We start from the raw sequence: 20,496 nt of genomic DNA, 5'->3' as shown, positions 1-20,496 counted from the left end.
GAGCCGAAGGAGAACGAAATGAATTGGATGATGAGTATGCGTGGTCTGTCGCTGGGTTTGCTGGCAACGGCCGCGATTGGACTGGCCGGATGTAGTAATAGCGAAACTGCTTCCGAACCTGATGAATCCTCGGCAGCCGCCACTGCGGAAGTGGATCACAGCCATGGTGGCTATTGGTGTGTAGAGCACGGAGTGCCTGAAGGTGAGTGCGCTCGCTGTGACAAATCACTGGTCGCAGAATTTAAGGAAGCGGGTGACTGGTGTGAAGAGCATGATCGACCAGAATCGCAATGCTTCATTTGCAGCCCGAAACGGGCGGAGAAGTTCATTGCCCAATATGAAGCGAAAACCGGTCACAAACCACCGGAGCCTACCGAGTAGGACGTGATTTTAACTCAACGGGATGAGAAATTGAATGAATCGGTCGGGTGTCGGCAACATGGCACGTGTCGTTGTGTTGCTGACATTCTCGGCTGAGTGTGCAATCATTCGAAGACTGTCTTTAGCGTGTCAGTCGTTCGATTGAGGTGTCTCCAGGCTACTAAATCGTCCCCAACTCCTTGATGAACACCGATTGAACCGGTTCCTTGTTCGTCCGAACGAGTGGATCGAAAAAGTGACGAGACTATAAACATACTATATGAAATTAGACTTCAAGATACTCACGGGTGCGTTCGCAATTATCGTGATTGGTTGTGATCGACAGCCGCCAAAGGACATGCAGTCTTTGGGGAGCGTTGAACCTGTCCATCTGACGGATACCAACTTCCATACGGAAGTGATTGAAAGTCAAGTGCCGGTTCTCGTCGACATGTGGGCACCGTGGTGCCAGCCCTGCATCGCGATGAAACCCACAATTCGTGACGTGACGGAGGACCTCAATGGCACAGCCAAGGTTGGTGAATTAAACATCGAAGAAAACCCTTTCATCAAAGAGAAATACAACATCGACAAGTACCCGATGCTGTTGATCTTCATCGATGGCAAAGAAGTGCAGCGGCTCGTTGGGATGAAGACACATGATGAGTTAGTTGAAGCCGTAGCGACATCGACAGCGCTTCACCTTGAAGGAAACAATTGAGCAGAACATGAAGACGCTTCCATCTGACAACTCCTTCGACAGCACGCTCGCTCTCGCCCGCGATCCTTATCGTTTTATCTCCAAACGTTGCGACAAGCACGATTCAGACGCCTATGCAACTCGGCTACTGCTACAGAAAACCATCTGCATTCGAGGCGAAGAAGCTGCCAAGGTCTTTTACAATACAACACGTTTTTCGCGTGTCGGAGTCGCACCCTCGCGAATCTCTAAGACGCTGTTCGGTCGCGGCGGCGTTCAGGGCATGGATGGTAAGGCCCATCGCCATCGCAAGATGATGTTCATGTCGTTACTGACGGAAGATAAGATCGGCGGACTGACGCAGCTTGCCCGCGACATCTGGATCCGTCGAGTGCTGGAATGGTCGCGGATCGATCAGGTGGTGCTCTACCGGCAGGCACAAGAGATCTTGACCGAAGCGGTTTGTCAGTGGGCGGGCGTGCCGCTTGATCCCGCCGACGTTGACCGACGGACCAGTGAGCTAGCGGCGTTATTCGACTACGCTGGAAACGTCGGTCCAAAGCACTGGTGGGCACGGTTGGCTCGCAAGCGAAACGAAGCGTGGTTGCGTGGAATCGTCGAACAAATTCGCGACGGAGCGTATCAGCCGCCCGAAGACTCCGCCGCGTTTGTTGTTTCCAATCATCGTGATCTGGAGGGAAACTTTCTCGATTCGCAAATTGCGGCGGTCGAACTGAACAACATCCTGCGTCCAACGGTGGCAGTTGCCGTTTACATCGTTCAATGTGCTCACGCCTTGCACGAGCATCCCGCGACGCGAGAACAACTCACGAACGGTACGCCGGACGACTTTCAATGCTTTGTGCAGGAAGTCCGACGACATTACCCCTTTTTTCCGTTTGCTGCAGCAAAGGTGAAAGAGTCGTTCGCCTGGCAAGGGTATCCGTTTCCCACTGGTCGTAAAGTCTTATTGGACCTCTATGGCACCAACCATGATCCGCGAATCTGGGATCGACCAGACGAGTTCGATCCCGAGCGTTTCCACGATTGGGATGGCAACCCCTATACGTTGATTCCTCAAGGGGGAGGCGATCACTACGAAAATCACCGTTGCCCCGGAGAATGGATTGCCATGGAACAGATGAAAGTGGCAACCGATGTGCTCGTGAACCGGTGCGATTACGAGGTGCCGGAACAGAATTTGCAAATCGATGTGGGCAGGCTACCGGCAATTCCAGTGGATCACTTTGTGATGAAAAACGTCGAGCTACTGTAGGGGATTTAATGAGCGACGAACGAAAAGAACATCTTCGCAAGGGACGTTACGTTGAAGTCGCGAGCTTGCTTTACAACATCGCCGAAATTGTGGTGTCGCTAACAGCCGGTTTCGCAACCGGAAGTTCGGCGTTGGTCAGTTGGGGAGTTGATAGCATTGTCGAAGGCAACTCGGCGGCGTTCATGATTTGGCGTCTTCGCGGCGAAGAAAAAGGCATTAGCCAGCGAGAGGTACTCAAACGGAAAAAGATTGCCCTGGGCGTGTTATCAGGCGCGTTCTCAATCGCGGTGATCTTCATTCTCTATGAAGCGATCAGCAAGTTCATCAGCCAGGAAACCGCGTCGATGTCATGGTGGGGCATCGGCATCCTGCTGGTCTCGCTCGTCGTCAACCCGCTGTTGGCGTGGGGCAAGTACCACTATGGCAAGAAGACCGATTCGCCGACGCTCAAGTACGATGCCATCGACACGATGATCTGCGAATACCAGACAATCGTCGTGCTGATTGGAATTGGGCTGGTGCAATGGCAAGGTTGGTGGTGGGCTGATCCAGTGGCGGCCTTGCTAATCGTGCCCTATGTTGCCTGGGAGGCATTCAATGCTGGTCGCGATGCGCGGAAAGTACAAACCGATGAGCCAGCATGAGCGTTCAATTCGGGCAATGTAAGTCCAAATTCCGATAACCTCCTTATCGACCGAAAAAATATGGAACCGAAACACATTATCCTTGGACTGATGGAAGCGGTGGTCTGGTACTTCTTCATTTACTATCTGCTGGTCACCATCAAAAAGCCCGACCGAAATCTATGGATCGCGTCGGCGGTTCTGTTGGCACTGTTTTACCTCGGCTTCGTCCTCTGCCCGTGGGTCAGACATACACCAGCCTGGCAAGGACTCTAGGGATTGATCATGTCATCAGAAATGCAACTGCGAATACGCGGAATGGATTGCGCTGAGGAAGTCACGTTGCTCAAGCGTGAACTGTTGCCGATGGTGGGTAGCGAAGAACGGCTGGGATTTGATGTTCTCAACGGAAAGCTGGTCGTTGAGCGACCCGCAGAAGTCTCAGAGGCGGACATCCTTTCGGCCATTGAGCGAACCGGATTAAAGGCCGAGCCGTGGCAAGATAAGTCGCAGAGCCGAGATGATCTTTCCTTTTGGCAACGCCATCAACGGCTCGTCCTGACTGCTGTCAGTGGGGTGTGCGGACTTGCGGGTTTAGTGGTGCAACTTGTCGCTGGTGAATCTGCAGTTGTGCCGGTCACGGCAATCGCGTTGTACAGCACCGGCATTGCCGCTGGCCTGTTGATGGTGTTGCCGAAAGCATGGCGGTCGCTTGTTTCATTGCGTCCGGATATGAATCTGTTGATGTCCGTGGCCGTCGTCGGAGCCGTGCTGATCGGTGAATGGTTCGAAGGTGCGACCGTCGCATTCCTGTTTTCGTTTTCGCTGCTACTGGAATCATGGAGTGTCGGGCGTGCCCGTCGGGCCATCGCTTCGCTGATGGACTTGTCACCTCCGACCGCTCACCTGCGGGATGAAGCAGGTCATGTCAGCGATGTCGCTCCGAAGGAAGTGCCGGTCGGTTCAACCGTGATCGTGCGACCGGGTGAGAAGATTCCGTTGGATGGTCTCGTCAGCGAAGGAGCCAGTAGTGTGAATCAAGCACCGATCACCGGTGAGAGCGTCCCTGTTGAAAAAGAAAACGGTGACGAAGTCTTCGCGGGAACAATCAACGGCGACGGCCTGCTGGAAATCGAAACGACGAAGGCGGCTGACGATACGACGCTGGCTCGCATCATCAAGATGGTCGGTGACGCCGGCTCCAAGCGTGCTCCCTCGGAAAAGTGGGTTGAGAAGTTTGCTGCGGTCTATACACCTGCCGTTATGATCGTCGCTCTGTTGATGCTGGTGATTCCGCCTCTGGCATTCGGCGAGGAGTGGGCGGTCTGGCTGTACCGGTCGCTGGTGCTACTGGTAATTGCTTGTCCGTGTGCACTGGTGATTTCAACACCGGTGAGCGTGGTGGCTTCACTCGCAGCAGCGGCTCGCAACGGTGTTCTCATTAAGGGCGGCGTATTCGTCGAACTGCCAGCCCAGCTGAAGGCCATCGCCATGGATAAGACCGGCACACTGACACAGGGGGCACCGACTGTGGTAGACGTAGTGCCGATGAACGGACACGACGAAACGGAACTGCTGACTCGGGCCGGGGCATTGGAGCTGAACAGCAATCATCCGCTGGCCAGAGCGATCGTCGAAGAAACAAAACAGCGCGGCATGACGATTCCAGCTGCGGAACGATTCGCGACCATTCAAGGAAAAGGTGCTTCCGGCGTGATCAACGGAAAACCTTATTGGCTTGGCTCACACCGTTATCTGGAAGATCGCGGTCAGGAAACGCCCGAAGTTCACAATCAACTGGAAGCGATGCAAGGAGCCGGTCGCACCGTCGTCGTTGTCGGCAATGATGAACATGTCTGCGGATTCATCACCCTGGCCGATGCCATCCGTGAAGAGACTCGTGAGGCGATTCACCAACTTCATGAAGCGGGCGTGAAACAGATCGTAATGCTGACCGGCGACAACGCAGGCACTGCACAAGCGATCGCACAAGAGGCGGGAATCGACGAAGTTCAGGCAGAGTTATTGCCCGAGGACAAAGTCTCCGCCGTCGAGCGACTCGTCGAGCAGTACCAGTTCGTCGCGATGATCGGCGACGGCGTCAATGATGCTCCCGCGCTGGCCCGCGCATCCTTGGGGCTCGCAATGGGCGCCGCCGGAAGCGATGCGGCAATCGAAACGGCCGATATTGCGTTGATGTCGGACGACTTGTCGAAGCTACCGTGGCTGATTCACCACTCGCGACGAACGCTGAGGATCATCCGCCAGAACATTGCCTTCTCACTGGGGGTCAAGGTCCTGTTCGTCATCCTCACGTTCGCAGGACTCGCCTCTCTCTGGGCCGCCATCGCAGCCGACATGGGAGCCTCACTGCTGGTCATCGGCAATGGACTGCGGCTTCTAAAGTCAACCCAAGGCATCCTTTGTTCCTACTCAAAGAGACTCTGAGTTCGCAGGCTGTACACGATAACCAGCATGACTCAAGATAGCCAATATCGCGAGCTCGGGAATTGGGTCGCCAGGTTTCACGCCGACGACCGCCTGTCCCTTCTCGTAGTTGACATCAACGGCGACGACGCCGGGCACCTGACGGATCGCTTGAGCGACCGTCGTCGCGCAGCCTTCACAACTCATGCCTTCAATCTGGAACATAGCCCGGTTCATATCCTCTGTCACGGCGGCGGCATCATTCGTGCCAAACAACACACCGACGTAGCTGGGGAAGAAGAGGAAGGCGACCGCCAGCACCGTCACAACCCACAACATGACCTTGTTCATCGACATCATGTTGAAGCGACGTTTACCGGTCGTGGCACAGCAGTCGTCCGCCACTTCACTTTCCGTGGTACAGCAGTCGTGTCCCGATTCGGCAACAGCTTTCGTGGGACGGTAGGTGAAGTAGAACGCTGCGCCGAGAAATCCGAACGTCACGACCATGAATAGTGGGCGATACGTTTCCAGCGTGGCTGCGATCCCGGCCCCGGACACGCCAACCGCCAGCAGAAGCAGCGGTAGCCAGCAACAGGCCGAGGCCATGATCGCCGAGACGACAGTGCCGATCTTGGCGATTTTCTCGCCACGGCCTGTCGATGATTTCGCCGTCGATGTGGGCGTCACGTTCAAGTCATTCATCCGTATTTCCTCCTGAGCGATTTGGATACCTTTCGTCACACTCCCCAGACAGCACGAACCGCTCGGATTGGAAGTCTCACAGTGACAGCCGGGGTCTTTCATCTTCGCCCGGATGTCTTCCAGAGCGTCGGAGCGGCCCTTCGCGCCAAGTTCCTCTTTGATGCTGCCAACCGAATGCCCGAAACAGTAGCACAGGGCGCGCTCCCCGCTGGACTCCTTCTCACCGACCGGAACTTTCAGTTGCGACTCGGTGAACTGCGTGTCTTCTTCCTCAGCGAAGTACACTACGTCGCAGTCCTGCGATGGGCAAAACCGCCAGCCAGTGTCATCTTTGACGGATGCGCAATCTTCACTTGCCGTAGCACAGCAGGATCGACTGTCTGCTGTGAACTTTTCGGCGAACTCGTCATCGAGCAACGCGCCGAGCGTCAATGTGCTCACTCGTTTGGCCTTGTGTCCACAGGACGGACACTGAACCCTCTTCGTTGTCTCGGTCTGCTTGCTCATCACATCGTTACTCCGTGTTCGTGCTCACCTTGATTGCTTCATGGACATTTCTCCTGTATTATCGAGGTTGCACTTACGTGTAAGGTCAAGCCGGATTCGCGATTTCTTGACTTTTTCCTGAGAAAGTCAGCGTTGCGCCGTTTTTGCACATGGCCGGTGAAGAATTGAAATGAGCAAACGACTGACAATTAGTGAGGTGGCGAAAGCCGCTGGCATCCCCATATCCACTCTTCGCTACTACGAGCGGATCGGTCTCGTTGAACCAGAAGATCGTAGCTTTGGGAACTACCGACTCTACAGTGACCATTCGCTTAAGAAACTGAAGTTCATCCGAGCGGCGCAAGCCATCGGCTTCACACTGGAAGACGTCAAATCACTGCTTGCCGACGGCGAAGGCAAAGCACCAACGTGCGGCAACGTTCAGGACCTCATTGAAGCACGATTGACCGATGTCGAAGAACGCCTCAAAGACCTGCGGCACGTTCGCAAAGTGCTGAAGTCTGCTCTGGACCAGTGTCAGGGTCAAGAGCAAACAAAATGTTGCCACGTCGTGAAGGAGCTCAAGGCGTTATAGAATAAGTTTGTCACATAGATAGTCAGTCATGTGACTCGAATGACGGCTTCTGCTATCGGGTTGATTGATCGTTTTTGACGTTGATATTTTGCTAGTCCGTACACTAAGTAATATTGATGCCGCGATTAGGATCTACGGAGCAGACCTAAGATTTCAAGAGATCTTTAATTCGTAACGTTGGAAATTCTTGCTACATCTGTACGGAATTTGAAGAATTCCTATCCCCCCAAATAACTCATCAATCTCACGGTACAGTGTTTGCGTAGATCGTAGAAACACAACAACTTTCGCTTCGCGAGCGAATTCGCCCATTAAATCGTATCTGAGCTTGCGAAGTTTTCGTGAGGCAGGAAGAAGCATTTCATTGCTTGGTGGCAATTACGAGATTGCTCACAAACACAAACTGAGATCAATATGACCGACGAAATCAATAGCAGCAATTCCAAGTACAAAGAAGGAAGTCTTTCCCTCCCCGGTGCAGTGGCGATGGGGACTGGCGTGATGATTGGGGCAGGAATTTTTGCTCTCACCGGTCAGATGGCGAATCAGGCGGGGAGCCTGTTTCCCTTTGCGTTTCTGTCGGCTGCTCTGGTGACGGCATTCAGCGCGTACAGCTACATCAAGATGTCGAATGCTTATCCATCTGCGGGTGGCATTGCGATGTATCTAAAGAAAGCGTACGGAGAAGGGACAGTCACCGCTGGCTGCGCGATGCTGATGTACTTCTCGATGGTCATCAACGAGAGCCTGGTCGCCCGGACCTTCGGAACTTACACCTTGCAGTTGTTCGACGTCGGGGAAGATTCCTGGCTTGTCCCAGTGCTTGGGGTAGGTCTGTTAGTGTTTGCGTTCATTGTGAACATCATGGGCAACGATTTCATCGGGAAGATGTCGATGATCACCGCTGTCATCAAGATTGGCGGCATTGCCATCTTCGCGGGCATTGGGCTATGGCTCTCGGGTTTTTCGTTTCAAACCGTCACCAGTATGAAAGAAGCAGGCGGAGGAGGCTTTCTGGCAGCCACAGCCTTGGGGATTCTGAGCTACAAGGGATTCACGACCATTACGAACAGTGGTGGAGAACTAAAGGATCCACACAAAAATGTCAGCCGGGCGATCATCATTTCGATCTCGGTCTGCGTCGCTTTGTATCTACTCGTGGCGTTTGCCGTCGCTGGAAGTCTGAGCCTCGACGAAATTATCAAGGCCAAGGACTACGTGTTGGCGGAAGCGGCACGGCCCGTGCTGGGGCAGTATGCGGTGTGGTTCACTGTCGGCATCGCGATTGTTGCGACCGTTTCCGGAGTGATTGCAAGTACATTTGCTGTCTCACGCATGTTGGCGATGCTCTCCGAGATGGGGCTTGTGCCACATCGCCATCTTGGCATGCCGGGGGACGTTCAGAAACACACGCTCGTGTATACGATCGTCTTGGCGATCCTGCTCACAATCTTTTTCGATTTGAGCCGGATTGCCTCGTTGGGAGCAATCTTCTACATCATCATGGACATCGCAATTCATTGGGGCGTCTTTCGTCATCTCAAGGAAGACGTCAAAGCCAACGGCTTCATTCTGATCTCGGCAATCGTCCTCGATGTGATCGTTCTAGGAGCTTTTCTCTTTGTCAAAGTCTCCTCTGATCCACAAGTTTTGATTGTGGCTGCAGTCGGCTTGGTGATGATCTTCGCAGGAGAGAAATGGTTCCTGAAATGGAAACCGGACTACCTGACCGAAGATGATATGCGTAACGATTCCTCACATCACGACGATGAACCAGCTTCTTGACCATCACAAGGCGACCGCATGCTTGAGTTTCATTATTTTTGGACGGTTATTGGCGGCTTGGTTGTGCTCGCCCTGACCGTCGATGCCGTTGTGACGACATTGCTACTCAGTGGAGCAGGTTTTCTTTCGAAATATCTCACCCGTTTCATTGGTCGATTTTGCATGAGCCGTGAGCGTGAGTTCATTTCAAAGAACGCATCGGTCTTTGCACTGTTGGCGACGTTCGTACTGTGGTCGCTGCTACTCCTGGCCGGCTGGGCGTTGATTTTTTGTGGCTCGTCGGAGGCTGTCATTGAGAGTGAAAACAAAGATCCTGCCGATCTGCTGAGCAGGATTTACTTCGCCGGGTTTACGATTACGACTTTAGGAACGGGGAATTACATCCCGAACGGACCACTCTGGCAACTGCTATCCGTAGCGGCCGCGGCAAATGGGTTCTTCATCGTTACGATCTGTGTGACCTACACATTCTCTGTGCTGACAGCGTTGAATGAGAGGCGTTCGATCGGGGTGGCGATCGGACATCTGGGGCACACTCCAGTCGACTTATTGAAGTATGCCTTGGACGCGGAGTCGCGACAGTTGATTTCTAATCAACTACAAGATTTAACACTTCGGCTTCAACTGGCGAGCGTCAAGACCGATGCGTATCCGGTCATCGAGTATACGCATGTTCCTGACCGTCAGCATTCCTTTGCCATTGGCGTCGCCAAACTGGGTGAAGCTTGCCTTCTGAGCGAACAGCTGATGCCGTCAGCTCAATCGTTTCCTAAAGTCATCACCGATCCATTATGGAAAGCTGTATATCTAATTACAGGTGAAACCAATTCAAACGGTGAGGAGTCGGCGGACTACTCAGCCCAATTGTTGATGCCGTATTTCGATCAACTTAACGCCCAGATGAACTGCGAAGAGAAACTGAAAATGCCACCAACCAGCGAAAAGCGAGATCGCCTTTCTGCATGGCTGGCGTGGCACCATCGAGATTGGAATGACGTGTACAGGGAAGGCTGAGACCTAGTTTTGATCGGTAAAATGTAGTCTACGAATGACCTTCATGCATCATCATTTTCTCCATCATTCCGGGTGGCGTCTTTTTGTAGTCAGCGGGGTTGCCGAAGCGGTTGACGATCTCGGCAAAGATGGAGCCTTTTTCGATCTTTTCATCGGTCTCCATGACGCGATGAAACAGATCGTCTGGCAGCACACGCATTGAGGTCATCAGACCTTTCATCGACATGGGGGCCGCTTCTCGCATCCCTTTCATTTCCCTAGGTTGCCAGACTTTCTTCATGAACTCCATGCTCATTTCCATGCCCTGCATCTTCTGAGGGTAGCCGGGAGGGGCTGTTCCGCGTCCTGTTTTCGTCACAGTCACAGTCGGTCGGACGTCGAGATTTTCCATGTAGTGATCGACCGAAACATTTTGGCGGATGCGGGGGCCGTTCTGACGGGTCATATGATTCATCATGTGATGTACCATGTGACAATGGAATTGCCAGTCACCGGGGTTGTTGGCGATGAACTCGAATTCGCTGGCTTGAGCAACCGCGACGAGTTCTGTATTGCGTGGAATCCAAGCTGTTTTAGGTGCTCGTGCTCCTTCGTGGGCAGTGACCCAGAAGGTGTGGCCGTGCATGTGGATGGGATGGTGCTGCATCGGGCTGAAATCGATCAGCCGTACACGCACCCGTTCGCCATGTTTGACCACGCAAGGAGTTGTATATGGTCCGCTACGTCCATTGATTGTGTGCCAGTTCCAGTCCATCGACCATGAGTCCGAGACTGTTTGATTCGGCAGAATGAAGAAGTTTTGAAAGACGAGCATGAAGTCGCGATCGACCGGCGGATCAAACGGCTTGGCAGGATGCACGACAATCGGGCCAACCATACCCATTGCTTCCTGCATCGCGACATGGGAGTGATAGAAAAACGTGCCCTCTTCGTGGACATCAAACTCGTATTTGAAGGTCTTGCCGGGTTTGATCGGATTCTGCGTCATTTCCGCAGCGCCGTCGTACTGCACCGGCATTTCGAACCCATGCATATGGAAGTTTGTCGCTTCGCTGAGATTGTTGGTGACCAGAATGCGAATACGATCGCCCTGGTTGATCTCGATCAACGGACCGGGCAGGCTGCCGTTATACCCGTAGACGTTCATGTGGTAGCCAGGCAGGAATTCGCGACTGACTTCTTCGGCTGAAACGTGAAACTCCTTCACTCCATCGACCATCTTGAACGGGAGTTTCTCCAGGTCAGGAGTTGTGATAGGGGCGGGACCATCGGCTGGTTTGCGAAATCCGGGAACGAGCTTACCGAGGTAATAGTCGCTATCCGGATCGTGACCGCGTGAGGGTTGATAGCGAGAGAAACCATCGTACTCGGCTTCAACGTGGGAATGCTTGTGTTCGACTGTCGGAGGAAGAGGCTTCTTCGGGACTCCCGGTCCTGTAGCCTCTGGAGCTGGTTCTTGTCCTTGTGAGACAGAGGCTCCGGCAGAGAATGCGACGGCAGCCAGAGTTCCTTTCTTGAGGAAGTCTCGCCGACCTTGGGGAGGGATTTCGTTTGACATGATTCAGACCTTGGTATAACAGGACGGGACTCGCGTAACGATCCCTCAATGATAGATGAATGGATGAAGTCGAGAACGGGTGAAGTTCGAGTCGCCGATTACCGTGGTTTCGGCACAGAGTCGATGTGTCCACCTGGCAATGGACCGCTCGGTGTTTGTAGACCACCATGAAGCAGGAAACCGTCAATCAAAATTTCGCTGGTCCGTTGAGCAGAGAGATTCATCACATACTCGACACGTGCCCGTGTGTAGTCGTCATAGGCGGTGAGTACGTCATCCCAGGCAATACGATTGGCTTTGTAGCTTGATAGCACCAAGCTGTACGCCTTCTTTCGTTCGGGCAGAATGACAGTTTCATAATTCTGCACGTTTTGTGCAGCTGTCAGGTAGCGTCCATATTCAACTGACAGGCGTCGACGCAGGTCGAGCTCGGTTCTTCGAATCTCACTCTGCTGACGGCTGTAGTCCGCTTCCGCCTGCTTAATCGTGCCTTGGTTACGATCATAAAGTGGAATTTCGAGGGACAACATGGCGCTGTAGGTCGTTTCCCGCGCATCAAAGTTGTAGCCGGCTCCAGTACCGGCAACGATATCGGGGACCCACTCGACTCGTTCTCTCTGCACAGTAATCAAATCTTCACGGAGCTTAGCGTGAGCAGCACATAATTCAGGGCTTTGAGCAAGAATGTTTGCGTAGGCTGAATCAAAATCAATGAGATCTCGTGACGACTTGAGTTCTCCGTTCAAACTGGGAACTGATAATTCCGCACCTGTGAGTGAAATCAATTCGAGTAGATGTTGACGGTAATCGTTTTGAGCATTCATCACTGCCAGTCGATGCTGTTGCAACAATGCATTCGCTTGGTGTGCTTCAGCGCGGGAAGCCTGCCCCACGTTATATCGCTCTCGAATCGTGACGAGGTTGTCTTCTGCATTCTTGAGCAGTTCCTTCTTCAAATCGATGATCTGGCGAGCAGCGAGAGCTTTAACGAAGTGAATTCGCACATCATTGCAAACACGGTACTGCTGAGCGACAGCGAGAAATTCTGCAACTTTGGCTCGTTGCAGATACTTGTTCTCACTCAGTTCGAGCTTGCCTGCCGTGACGAATCGTTGTTCGATCTCCGCTCCCTGCCATTCTCCAGCTGTCCCGCCAACCCCAATTTGCTCACCGAGATAGCGTAAGGTCGGATTCGGATAGAGTCCTGCCTGAATTGCACGATTGAGCTGAGAATTGATGTGCAATCGCGACTGACGGATGGTCGGATTGTATTCCGCAGCCATGCTGAGGAACGCCTCCAATGTGTAATCTTGATTATCGAGCACCTCCCCTGGATCTGAAAAAGCCCAAGTTGGACCAATGGTATTGGGAGTGGGTGGTGGAGCGAGGAACTCACGACCAGCTTTATCACTGGACACCGTGTCACTCTCCAGTGGAATCGGAAGAGCTTTGGGTGCAGAAGGCACATGAAGTTGGTGAGATTCTTGCGCAACGATGGAGCTTCCCCAAAGTAACGTTGCGAAGATACTCCCGGTCACCACGACATTGTACTTAACTTTGTTTTTCACCGATTCATCCCTTCTGTCGGTCGTCATCTTATGATCATGTCGTATGGTGGATCGGACCATTTGTTGACACAAAGTGATCGCGATTTTCGATCAGTCTTGATGCACAATTAAGCAAGCAGAAGAGAATGCCATTATCGGAATAATCGTTAAAGTTCGTCGCGTGATTTCAAGAGAATCGAGCGGTTTCGCTCATGAATCCGAAAGTGCTTCAAAACCAGTGACAACGTCTAAGAGTTCCTCGGTGATCGACGTTTGGCGGGTTTGTTGGTAACTCATCCGCAATTCGCTCAGACGATCTTTAATATTCCGTTCAGCAGCTTGCATGCTGGCAATGCGACTGGCGTTCTCACCAGCTAAAGATTCCGCTGAAGCACGAAAGAGGCAGACGAATATGTACTGCTGGATCAGTTGAGAAAAGAGTTGACGCTGGTCCATCGTGTAACGGGGAAGAGTCCGAGATTCCCAGCGTTTTTGACGCATCTTCTGGAATTTTTCAGGACCAATGGGCAGCAACTCGAACTGAAATGGTTGATATGATGATGCAGATTGTCGCTGGTTGTAAAGGAGTTGAACACTTCCCAGTTTCGCTTCCGACCTCCAGTGGTCAATTCCTTGCAGCAAATCCTGCACAATCGTTGTGATCTCTGATGCGGAGCCAGCGACTGGAAAGACTCGATCCACTGTGTAGCCATGTTCTTCGAGTCGACTCGCGACTCTTGCACCGACCGCCATGAATGACCACTTCTCTTTTTTCTGTTGTAGTCGCTCTGCCATCACATCGGTGGTGAAATTCACAATCTGCTCGTTGAATTGACCACACATTCCCTGATCTGAACCGAAAATCACGACCCCCGTCCGAGGATTTGTGCGGTGCTTGTCAATTTCTGGGGCAGTCGCTTGATTCCAGAGAAGAATACGTAGCCCGTCTTCGATTGTCCCGTAGTAGCCTGCGAGCGATTCTACAGCGAGTTCATATTGGCGAATGCTCACCGCAGCCAGAGTTTTCATTGTCCGCACGACTGAGGAAAGATCTTCAACATTCTTGATTTGTCGCTTGAGTGTGTCGAGAGTTTGCATTTCAGAAACATTCGTAGTTACGAGAGCAATCGATCATGCTTTAAGCGCCGCGGTGAAAAAAGACGATACACAAGCATTTTGTCGATTCATAAGGTTTTCCTGGCAGCGTCGATAATCAGTTGCCGATCTTCAGCAGTAAGCTTTTCACCAGCTTCAATTCGTTCACAAAGATCGGAAAGGTGATTGATCATTGATTGCCGAATTGCTATTTCCGTTGACTGCAATGAGGCCATTTCCAGTGAATCCAGTAACCCCGAAGTTGTTGCAACCAAAACAGCGATCTGCTCAGCGACAGAAAGTGGTTGATACTGAGGTTGTTTGAAAATCTCCCGGACACGTCGACCTCGTTCCAGAGTGGCACGAGTTTCCTCATCCAGGCGACTACTGAAACGAGAGAATGCCTCAAGCTCTTCAAATTGAGAGTAAGAGAGTCGCAAGTCTCCTGAGACTGAGCGATACGCTGCGAGTTGTGTTTTCCCACCAACTCGTGATACGGAACGACCGACATCGACCGCCGGGAGAATTCCTTTCTGAAACAGGTCGGGTGAGAGATAAATTTGTCCATCAGTAATCGAAATCAAATTCGTCGGAATATAAGCTGAAACATTTTGAGCCTCAGTCTCCGCAATTGGCAGCGCTGTCAGCGAGCCACCACCATGCTGCTGGTTGAGGTGAGTAGAACGTTCGAGAAGACGTGAATGCAGATAAAAGATATCTCCCGGAAACGCTTCTCGTCCGGGAGGGCGACGCAGTAAAAGGGACAACTCGCGGTAAGCTCGTGCATGTACGGTCAGATCATCGTACACAACGAGAACATCTTTGCCTTGCTCCATGAAGTATTCGCCAATCGTTGTGGCGGCATAAGGAGCCACAAATTGCATTCCTGGAGAGGAGTCTCCTTCAGCGACGACGACTACAGAGTACTCAAGGGCACCTCGCTCACGCAGGTCTGCAATCGTCTTCGCTATCGCTGTGTTACGCTGTCCGATTGCACAGTAGATGCAGATCACATCTTTATCGGTTTGATTTAGAATGGTGTCGATCGCAATCGCTGTTTTACCGGTTTGACGATCACCGACAATCAATTCTCGTTGTCCACGCCCAATCGGGATCAGCGCGTCGATCACTTTAATTCCGGTTTGTAAAGGCACCGTCACAGGATCGCGATTCATAATCGGTGCTGCGTCCTGCTCGCACGGTCTTCGCTGTTGAGTCTGGACTGGTCCGAGTCCATCTAATGCTCGTCCGACAGGATCAACGACGCGTCCAATTAGAGAATTTCCGACGGGGACATCAAGGACACGATGAGTTCGACGGACTTCATCACCTGCTGCTAACGAGTCATTCTGGTCCAACAGGATCACACCGATCTCATTTGCGTCGAGATTGAATGCCATCCCCAACTGATTTCCAGGAAAACGCAAGAGTTCTTCTGAACGTGCGTCTTTCAGACCATTCACACGAGCGACACCCCGTCCGACTGAAGTCACTTGTCCTGTTTCTGTCAGTTTCAGCTCGAATGGATGTGAAGACTGCAGCGAGTCCAATGCTGCAAATGTCTCATTCAAAACAGAATTCATTTCAGTCGCATCTTCTCGCAACGTAAACTCCTTATTTCAGTCAGCAAAATGAGCGTTATGATTGAGTCGCAATGCCAAATTCTGTTTGATGATCGAGGGGGGCATCTTGATGGTTCACTGAGGCGAAACCAATTTGAAGCAGTCCTGACAAATCCTCTTGCAATGTTTCAAGTGCCTCGTTGACAGTCCAGGAGAGTTTGCGCCCCGGAACCATCAACTCAATCCCGCAAAGAGACTCTGGTCGAAAGCGGAATTCGTAATCGGTGTCTACCGAAAAGGTTTCTTTAACTGCATCAGTAATTTTCGTTTGCTGCGTCGCAGACAATGCAAACGCGGTGACAATGGCGCCCCCGTCATCCGATTCTTGCAGGAACTTCTCGATCTCTTGTTTGGCAGAAGGCGTGAGTTGTTTAAGTTTTTGAAGAAAGACTGTGATCACCTGTTCTTCAAGCTTTACGTCTGCGAGTTCGCTCAGGATTTTTCGCGCTGTGTCATAGGCATGGTCCGCAGTCCGACGCTGAAGCTCTTGAATAAATGCCTCTTGCTCTCGTTGAAGTCCTGCGAACCATTCCTTGCGAGTTTTCTCCACATCAGTTCGAGCAGTCTGAATCTGTTCGTCACGCCATTTCTGAACGTCGTGTTTTGCTTCTGCGACCAGCTTTTCACGGACTTGCTCAAGCTCCTGAATTTTATTCTCGTGGATCAACGCTTGTTGCTCTGAATGTTGTTTCGCTGCATCTGCGTCATTGAGCTTCGCTGCGATTTTTTGTTCACGTTCATTCATTGCTTGTATGATTGGTCCATAGAGGAATCGCTTTAAGAGCCAAACCAGGACCAGAAAGTTGAGAATCTGAGCAAGAAATGTAAACCAGTTTATCGACATCTGTTCGTCCTGGTGATGAGGTTATTGAGTCGCTGCGGCTTCGAGAAAAAAATTCCAAAATGGATTTGCAAAGATCAAAATCATCGAGACAACAAAGCAATAGATTGCAGTCGACTCCACCATTGCCAAACCAACAAATAGTGTTCTGGTGATTGTGTTAGCCTCATCGGGTTGTTGAGCGATGGCGTTGAGAGCTTGAGCCAACGCGCGACCTTCTCCGAGTGCCGGTCCAATCGAACCAATAGCAATCGTCAAACCTGCGGAGATAATGGAAGCTGCCGCGATCACCGTTTGCGTATCCATAATTAGTTTCCTTCTGAATCAAGAGTTGAAGTGGACTGTGCTTGAGTTGCGGATGCGATATAAACCATCGCCAGGATTGCAAAAATGTAAGCTTGAATCATGCCAGTGAGTAAGCCGAAGAGTTGCATGACAATGGGAACGAATAGAGGCACGAATCCCAACAGGATTGCTCCAATGACTGTACCGCTCATCATGTTTCCGTAGAGTCGGACAGCGAGTGCCAAAGTTCGAGAGAGTTCTCCGATGATATTAAAAGGGAGCATAAACACCGAAGGTTGCAAGTACTGTCGTAGATAAGCACTGAGTCCAGTTTTAGAGATTCCGTACACCGGGACAGCGACAAACACACATGTCGCTAGAGCTGCTGTCGTCGAGAGCGAACCTGTCGGAGGATAATAACCGGGCACAATTGCTAGTAAATTCGAAATTGCAATGAATAAAAACAGCGTCCCAATAAATGGGAGGTAGGAGCCGGTCTGTTGACCGCTGACTTCACGAATTTGATTCTGTAAAGTCTCGACCAACACTTCCAACAAGTTCTGTCCGCGTGAAAAATTTGTGTCACTGGAGAGTGTGCGCGTCATCAACCAGGAAAGAGCGACCAGCACCGCCATCGAAATCCAGGTAAAGATCAACGTCTGATTTAAAACGAACGGTCCCCATTCCCAGATTGGGGTATCGGGATTGATCTGAATTGCGTTCATTTGATTACCTCAGCAGGTGCATGCTGCGAATGCGGCTGTAACCATAGTGTCATCAGAATGCGAGAGATGACAAAACCGAACAGGCAAGCAAGAGCCCGCTCCCATTGACCAGCCATGACAATCCAGAATCCGAATAATGTGATTGACATCCTGACGAGAAAGCTTCCCAGAAACAACAATGCTGGTTGCTTCGTTCGTGGCAACTGACGAATAGTGAGCCAAAGGCTTCCATAAAAAAGGAGTCCCAGTAGTCCACCTGCGAGAAGTGATAACATGAGTTCCAGAATGCTACTTTGCATTTCCCGAGCCTTTCATCTCAGCATGTTCAGTTTGTTTGCGATGCGGCGGGATCTCTTTAGATCGTTCACGTTCCACCCATTTCCAGGCATTGAGACAGCCAATGAAAATCCCGAAAAGCAGCAACATGAGTGCAAATGAGTAAGGACTCCGCCAGGTCGTGTCGATCCAAACTCCCACGCTGACTCCGATCAATGCTGGAATCGCCACCGACCAACCAACGAGTCCCATCATTCCTAAACCAAACCAGACACTCTGATTCTTTTCTGATTGCGCCCTGAGTCTACGAGCTTCTTTCGCTGCGACCTGCCGTTCAATTTCAGAGCGTTCAGTATTGTGATTCTCATTCGTTGATTTAGACATGAGAGCGCTCCTTCAATTGTAGAAAACGACGTGCAAAATCGACTTCCAGTTGTGCAATTGCAGTGCGTGCAGCACGTTCACGGTCATCGAGTGATTCAAACTCGTACTTCACCTTTTGCCGGAGTTGCCCCAAATCTGTTCCGCGAACGGCATGTCTGGTCGAAACACGAATGATCGAATCTGTCTTGACCAGGATCCCTTCTCCAACGGCAAGATACTGTTCAACCTGATCTTCTGTTTGAAATGTTAAGATTCCAGGAACAAGTGCGGACACAAAATCGACATGTTTCGGTAATAAACAGAACAATCCGTTTTGCCCCTCGGCGACCACTTTCGTTACGGTTTCGTCAAGTAAGATTGATGTTGGTAAAAGGACTTTCAGTATCATGGGGAGACCTCCTTCCGCTGAACTTCATCCACAGCACCGATCATGTATAACGCTCGTTCTGGCATGTCATAGAATTCATCTTCCAAAATTCGTTCGCACCCCCTCAACGCATCTTCTAAAGAGACGATGCGCCCTTCGTGACCAGTAAATTGACCAGTCGTGTAGAACGGTTGAGTCAGGAAGCGTTCCAGCCGCCGAGCCCGATTGACGGTTTTCCTGTCTGTACTCGAAAGTTCCTCTAAACCAAGCATGGCGATGATGTCTTTGAGGTCTTCGTATTGCGCAAGCGTTCGACGAACGTCTTGAGCAATACGATAATGTCGCTCCCCCACGATGGGAGGCATCAACATTTTTGAGCCGGATTGCAAAGGGTCAATCGCAGGGTAGAGTCCTTCGGAGGCACGCTTTCTGGAGAGCACAATTGACGTTGAGAGATGAGCGAACGTATGCACAGCAGATGGATCGGTGAAATCGTCAGCCGGAACATAAACCGCCTGAACAGAAGTGATTGACCCATTGGAAGTCGTACAAATCCGTTCTTCCAATTCCGCCAAGTCGGACGCCAATGTTGGTTGGTAACCAACACGAGAAGGGAGTTCGCCCATCAAGCCCGAGACTTCGGTCCCCGCTTGAACAAATCGGAAAATATTGTCAATCAGTAGAAGGACATCCTGTCGGCAATCGTCGCGGAAATATTCTGCCATCGTCAACGCTGCATGCCCGACACGATAACGCGCTCCTGGCGGTTCATTCATTTGGCCGAAAAGCATTGCCGTGTTTTCCAAGACTCCCGCGACTTTCATTTCCCGGTATAATTCTTCAGCTTCTCGACAGCGTTCTCCAATACCGCAGAAGAGACTGACACCTTCGTGCTCACCCACCACGTTATTAATGAGCTCCGTGATTAACACCGTTTTGCCAACACCAGCTCCTCCAAACAGCCCCGCTTTTCCACCCCTTTCAAGTGGAGCCAACACGTCAATCGCTTTGATACCTGTCAGAAAAATATCAGCATGTGTTGGACGATCAACGAGCTCTGGTGACTCGTGATGAATCGATCTCCATTCGCAGTTGGAAAAGCGCTCTCCTTGATCGACAGGTTCACCAAAAACGTTCAGCATTCTCCCGAGCAATTCACGCCCAACCGGAACACGAAGTGGATGACCTGTGTCCTCAATCTTCGCACCGCGTGCAAGACCTCTTGCGGGAGTCAATGCGATTCCACGGACGGTCTGATTGTCGAGTTGCGTCAATACTTCGATGACGATCTCGCCATCGTCCCCCGTATGCAACTCGTGATGAACCGGAGGCAACGATTCTTTGAATTCAGCATCAACAACACTCCCTCGGACTGAAACGACCGTTCCAGAGTTCAGATTTGTGTCTTTATTGAGTTGGTTCACGATTAAATTACCAAATGTTGTGTTTGATGTTTATCAAACGGTCAAGAACGCAAAACCAATACCTGTCGCCTTAACGATGTCCAGGTTTTACAGATTTATTGGTTCCTCGCAAAAAGTCTTTGGTTTAGGTTCCCGCTCGTGTAGCGATCACACGACCTGTCAGTGCAAAATCGCTCAGCGATGGGCGTATTCGCCCGCAACGGGTCTGCAAGCAAACAGATCAGATAATTTGCTTCTCGACCTATTCAAAAAGGTCATCCGAAATTCTTTAGGCATCCTGTGAGGCTCAGAACATGTTATAGGAATTTGAACCAAAACGTATGCTCGTTCTCGCCGCAAAATGACTTTGATGAGTTGTGTGTTCATTTCGCTTAACGTTCTCTGATCATGTTTCCAACCCA

The 20,496-nt window shown here is 51.3% G+C and carries 21 protein-coding genes; 9 read left to right on the top strand and 12 right to left on the bottom strand.

Annotation, left to right across the window (positions count from 1 at the left end; all coding sequences use genetic code 11):
• Positions 1-18 precede the first annotated feature (18 nt).
• From ACN0YR_RS16075 to ACN0YR_RS16050, 6 genes are all read left to right on the top strand, one after another.
• Entirely contained in the window at positions 19-381 is a 363-nt protein-coding gene (locus tag ACN0YR_RS16075; protein WP_417850249.1) for an RND transporter, read from the top strand.
• 259 nt (positions 382-640) lie between these two features.
• Positions 641-1,081 carry a thioredoxin family protein gene (locus ACN0YR_RS16070; RefSeq protein ID WP_417850248.1) on the top strand — a complete coding sequence of 147 codons (441 nt, stop codon included), beginning with the start codon at positions 641-643 and terminating at the stop codon, positions 1,079-1,081.
• Between the two features lie 7 nt (positions 1,082-1,088).
• A complete protein-coding gene (locus ACN0YR_RS16065; protein WP_417850247.1) occupies positions 1,089-2,336 on the top strand; it encodes a cytochrome P450 in 1,248 nt (415 codons plus the stop codon).
• An 8-nt stretch (positions 2,337-2,344) separates the two neighbouring features.
• Positions 2,345-2,980, top strand: coding sequence for a cation diffusion facilitator family transporter (locus tag ACN0YR_RS16060; RefSeq protein ID WP_417850246.1), 636 nt, complete (start codon positions 2,345-2,347; stop codon positions 2,978-2,980).
• Positions 2,981-3,040: 60 nt separating this feature from the next.
• Positions 3,041-3,235 (top strand): hypothetical protein, encoded by a 195-nt coding sequence (locus tag ACN0YR_RS16055; RefSeq protein WP_417850245.1) that lies wholly within the window; start codon positions 3,041-3,043, stop codon positions 3,233-3,235.
• Positions 3,236-3,244: 9 nt separating this feature from the next.
• Complete coding sequence (locus tag ACN0YR_RS16050) at positions 3,245-5,407, top strand: heavy metal translocating P-type ATPase (protein WP_417850244.1); 2,163 nt, start codon at positions 3,245-3,247, stop codon at positions 5,405-5,407.
• On the opposite strand, the gene ACN0YR_RS16045 is transcribed toward ACN0YR_RS16050, so the two are convergent.
• A complete protein-coding gene (locus tag ACN0YR_RS16045; RefSeq protein WP_197442086.1) occupies positions 5,393-6,532 on the bottom strand; it encodes a mercuric transporter MerT family protein in 1,140 nt (379 codons plus the stop codon). The two genes, ACN0YR_RS16050 and ACN0YR_RS16045, sit on opposite strands and share 15 nt — an antisense overlap.
• Positions 6,533-6,767: 235 nt before the next feature.
• On the opposite strand from ACN0YR_RS16045, the gene ACN0YR_RS16040 reads away from it, so the two are divergent.
• The 3 genes from ACN0YR_RS16040 to ACN0YR_RS16030 all read left to right on the top strand — a co-directional run bounded on the left by ACN0YR_RS16040 (position 6,768) and on the right by ACN0YR_RS16030 (position 9,971).
• Positions 6,768-7,172, top strand: a complete 405-nt coding sequence (locus ACN0YR_RS16040) for a heavy metal-responsive transcriptional regulator (protein ID WP_145196924.1) — start codon at positions 6,768-6,770, stop codon at positions 7,170-7,172.
• A gap of 414 nt (positions 7,173-7,586) precedes the next feature.
• A complete protein-coding gene (locus ACN0YR_RS16035; RefSeq protein ID WP_417850243.1) occupies positions 7,587-8,957 on the top strand; it encodes an APC family permease in 1,371 nt (456 codons plus the stop codon).
• A gap of 18 nt (positions 8,958-8,975) precedes the next feature.
• Positions 8,976-9,971 carry a potassium channel family protein gene (locus ACN0YR_RS16030; RefSeq protein WP_417850242.1) on the top strand — a complete coding sequence of 332 codons (996 nt, stop codon included), beginning with the start codon at positions 8,976-8,978 and terminating at the stop codon, positions 9,969-9,971.
• 28 nt (positions 9,972-9,999) lie between these two features.
• On the opposite strand, the gene ACN0YR_RS16025 is transcribed toward ACN0YR_RS16030, so the two are convergent.
• From ACN0YR_RS16025 to atpD, 11 genes are all read right to left on the bottom strand, one after another.
• A complete protein-coding gene (locus ACN0YR_RS16025; protein WP_417850241.1) occupies positions 10,000-11,529 on the bottom strand; it encodes a multicopper oxidase domain-containing protein in 1,530 nt (509 codons plus the stop codon).
• Positions 11,530-11,627: 98 nt separating this feature from the next.
• Positions 11,628-13,097: a TolC family protein gene (locus tag ACN0YR_RS16020; protein WP_417850240.1), complete on the bottom strand. Its 1,470-nt coding sequence runs from the start codon at positions 13,095-13,097 to the stop codon at positions 11,628-11,630.
• A gap of 189 nt (positions 13,098-13,286) precedes the next feature.
• A complete protein-coding gene (locus tag ACN0YR_RS16015; protein ID WP_145196934.1) occupies positions 13,287-14,174 on the bottom strand; it encodes a F0F1 ATP synthase subunit gamma in 888 nt (295 codons plus the stop codon).
• Positions 14,175-14,260: 86 nt separating this feature from the next.
• Entirely contained in the window at positions 14,261-15,754 is a 1,494-nt protein-coding gene (locus tag ACN0YR_RS16010) for an alternate F1F0 ATPase, F1 subunit alpha (protein WP_417850239.1), read from the bottom strand.
• A 55-nt stretch (positions 15,755-15,809) separates the two neighbouring features.
• Positions 15,810-16,637, bottom strand: coding sequence for a hypothetical protein (locus ACN0YR_RS16005; protein WP_145196938.1), 828 nt, complete (start codon positions 16,635-16,637; stop codon positions 15,810-15,812).
• Between the two features lie 21 nt (positions 16,638-16,658).
• Positions 16,659-16,940, bottom strand: a complete 282-nt coding sequence (locus tag ACN0YR_RS16000; protein WP_145196940.1) for a F0F1 ATP synthase subunit C — start codon at positions 16,938-16,940, stop codon at positions 16,659-16,661.
• 2 nt (positions 16,941-16,942) lie between these two features.
• The gene (locus ACN0YR_RS15995) at positions 16,943-17,644 is read right to left on the bottom strand and encodes a F0F1 ATP synthase subunit A (RefSeq protein ID WP_145196942.1); all 702 of its coding nucleotides are present in this window, start codon (positions 17,642-17,644) and stop codon (positions 16,943-16,945) included.
• Positions 17,641-17,943, bottom strand: coding sequence for an ATP synthase subunit I (locus ACN0YR_RS15990; protein ID WP_417850238.1), 303 nt, complete (start codon positions 17,941-17,943; stop codon positions 17,641-17,643). Before ACN0YR_RS15990 ends, ACN0YR_RS15995 begins: the two co-directional genes overlap by 4 nt.
• A complete protein-coding gene (locus ACN0YR_RS15985) occupies positions 17,933-18,304 on the bottom strand; it encodes an AtpZ/AtpI family protein (RefSeq protein ID WP_145196946.1) in 372 nt (123 codons plus the stop codon). Before ACN0YR_RS15985 ends, ACN0YR_RS15990 begins: the two co-directional genes overlap by 11 nt.
• Positions 18,297-18,692, bottom strand: coding sequence for a F0F1 ATP synthase subunit epsilon (locus ACN0YR_RS15980; protein WP_145196948.1), 396 nt, complete (start codon positions 18,690-18,692; stop codon positions 18,297-18,299). Before ACN0YR_RS15980 ends, ACN0YR_RS15985 begins: the two co-directional genes overlap by 8 nt.
• On the bottom strand, positions 18,689-20,095 hold the full coding sequence (gene atpD, locus ACN0YR_RS15975) for a F0F1 ATP synthase subunit beta (protein ID WP_145196950.1): 1,407 nt from the start codon (positions 20,093-20,095) through the stop codon (positions 18,689-18,691). The genes ACN0YR_RS15980 and atpD overlap by 4 nt, the downstream gene beginning before the upstream one ends.
• Positions 20,096-20,496: the final 401 nt, after the last annotated feature.

Origin of the sequence: Thalassoglobus sp. (assembly GCF_048270125.1) — a bacterium.
GTDB lineage: Bacteria > Planctomycetota > Planctomycetia > Planctomycetales > Planctomycetaceae > Thalassoglobus.
The sequence above is the reverse complement of the archived record's forward strand: the minus strand, read 5'-3'. Positions and strand labels throughout refer to the sequence as shown.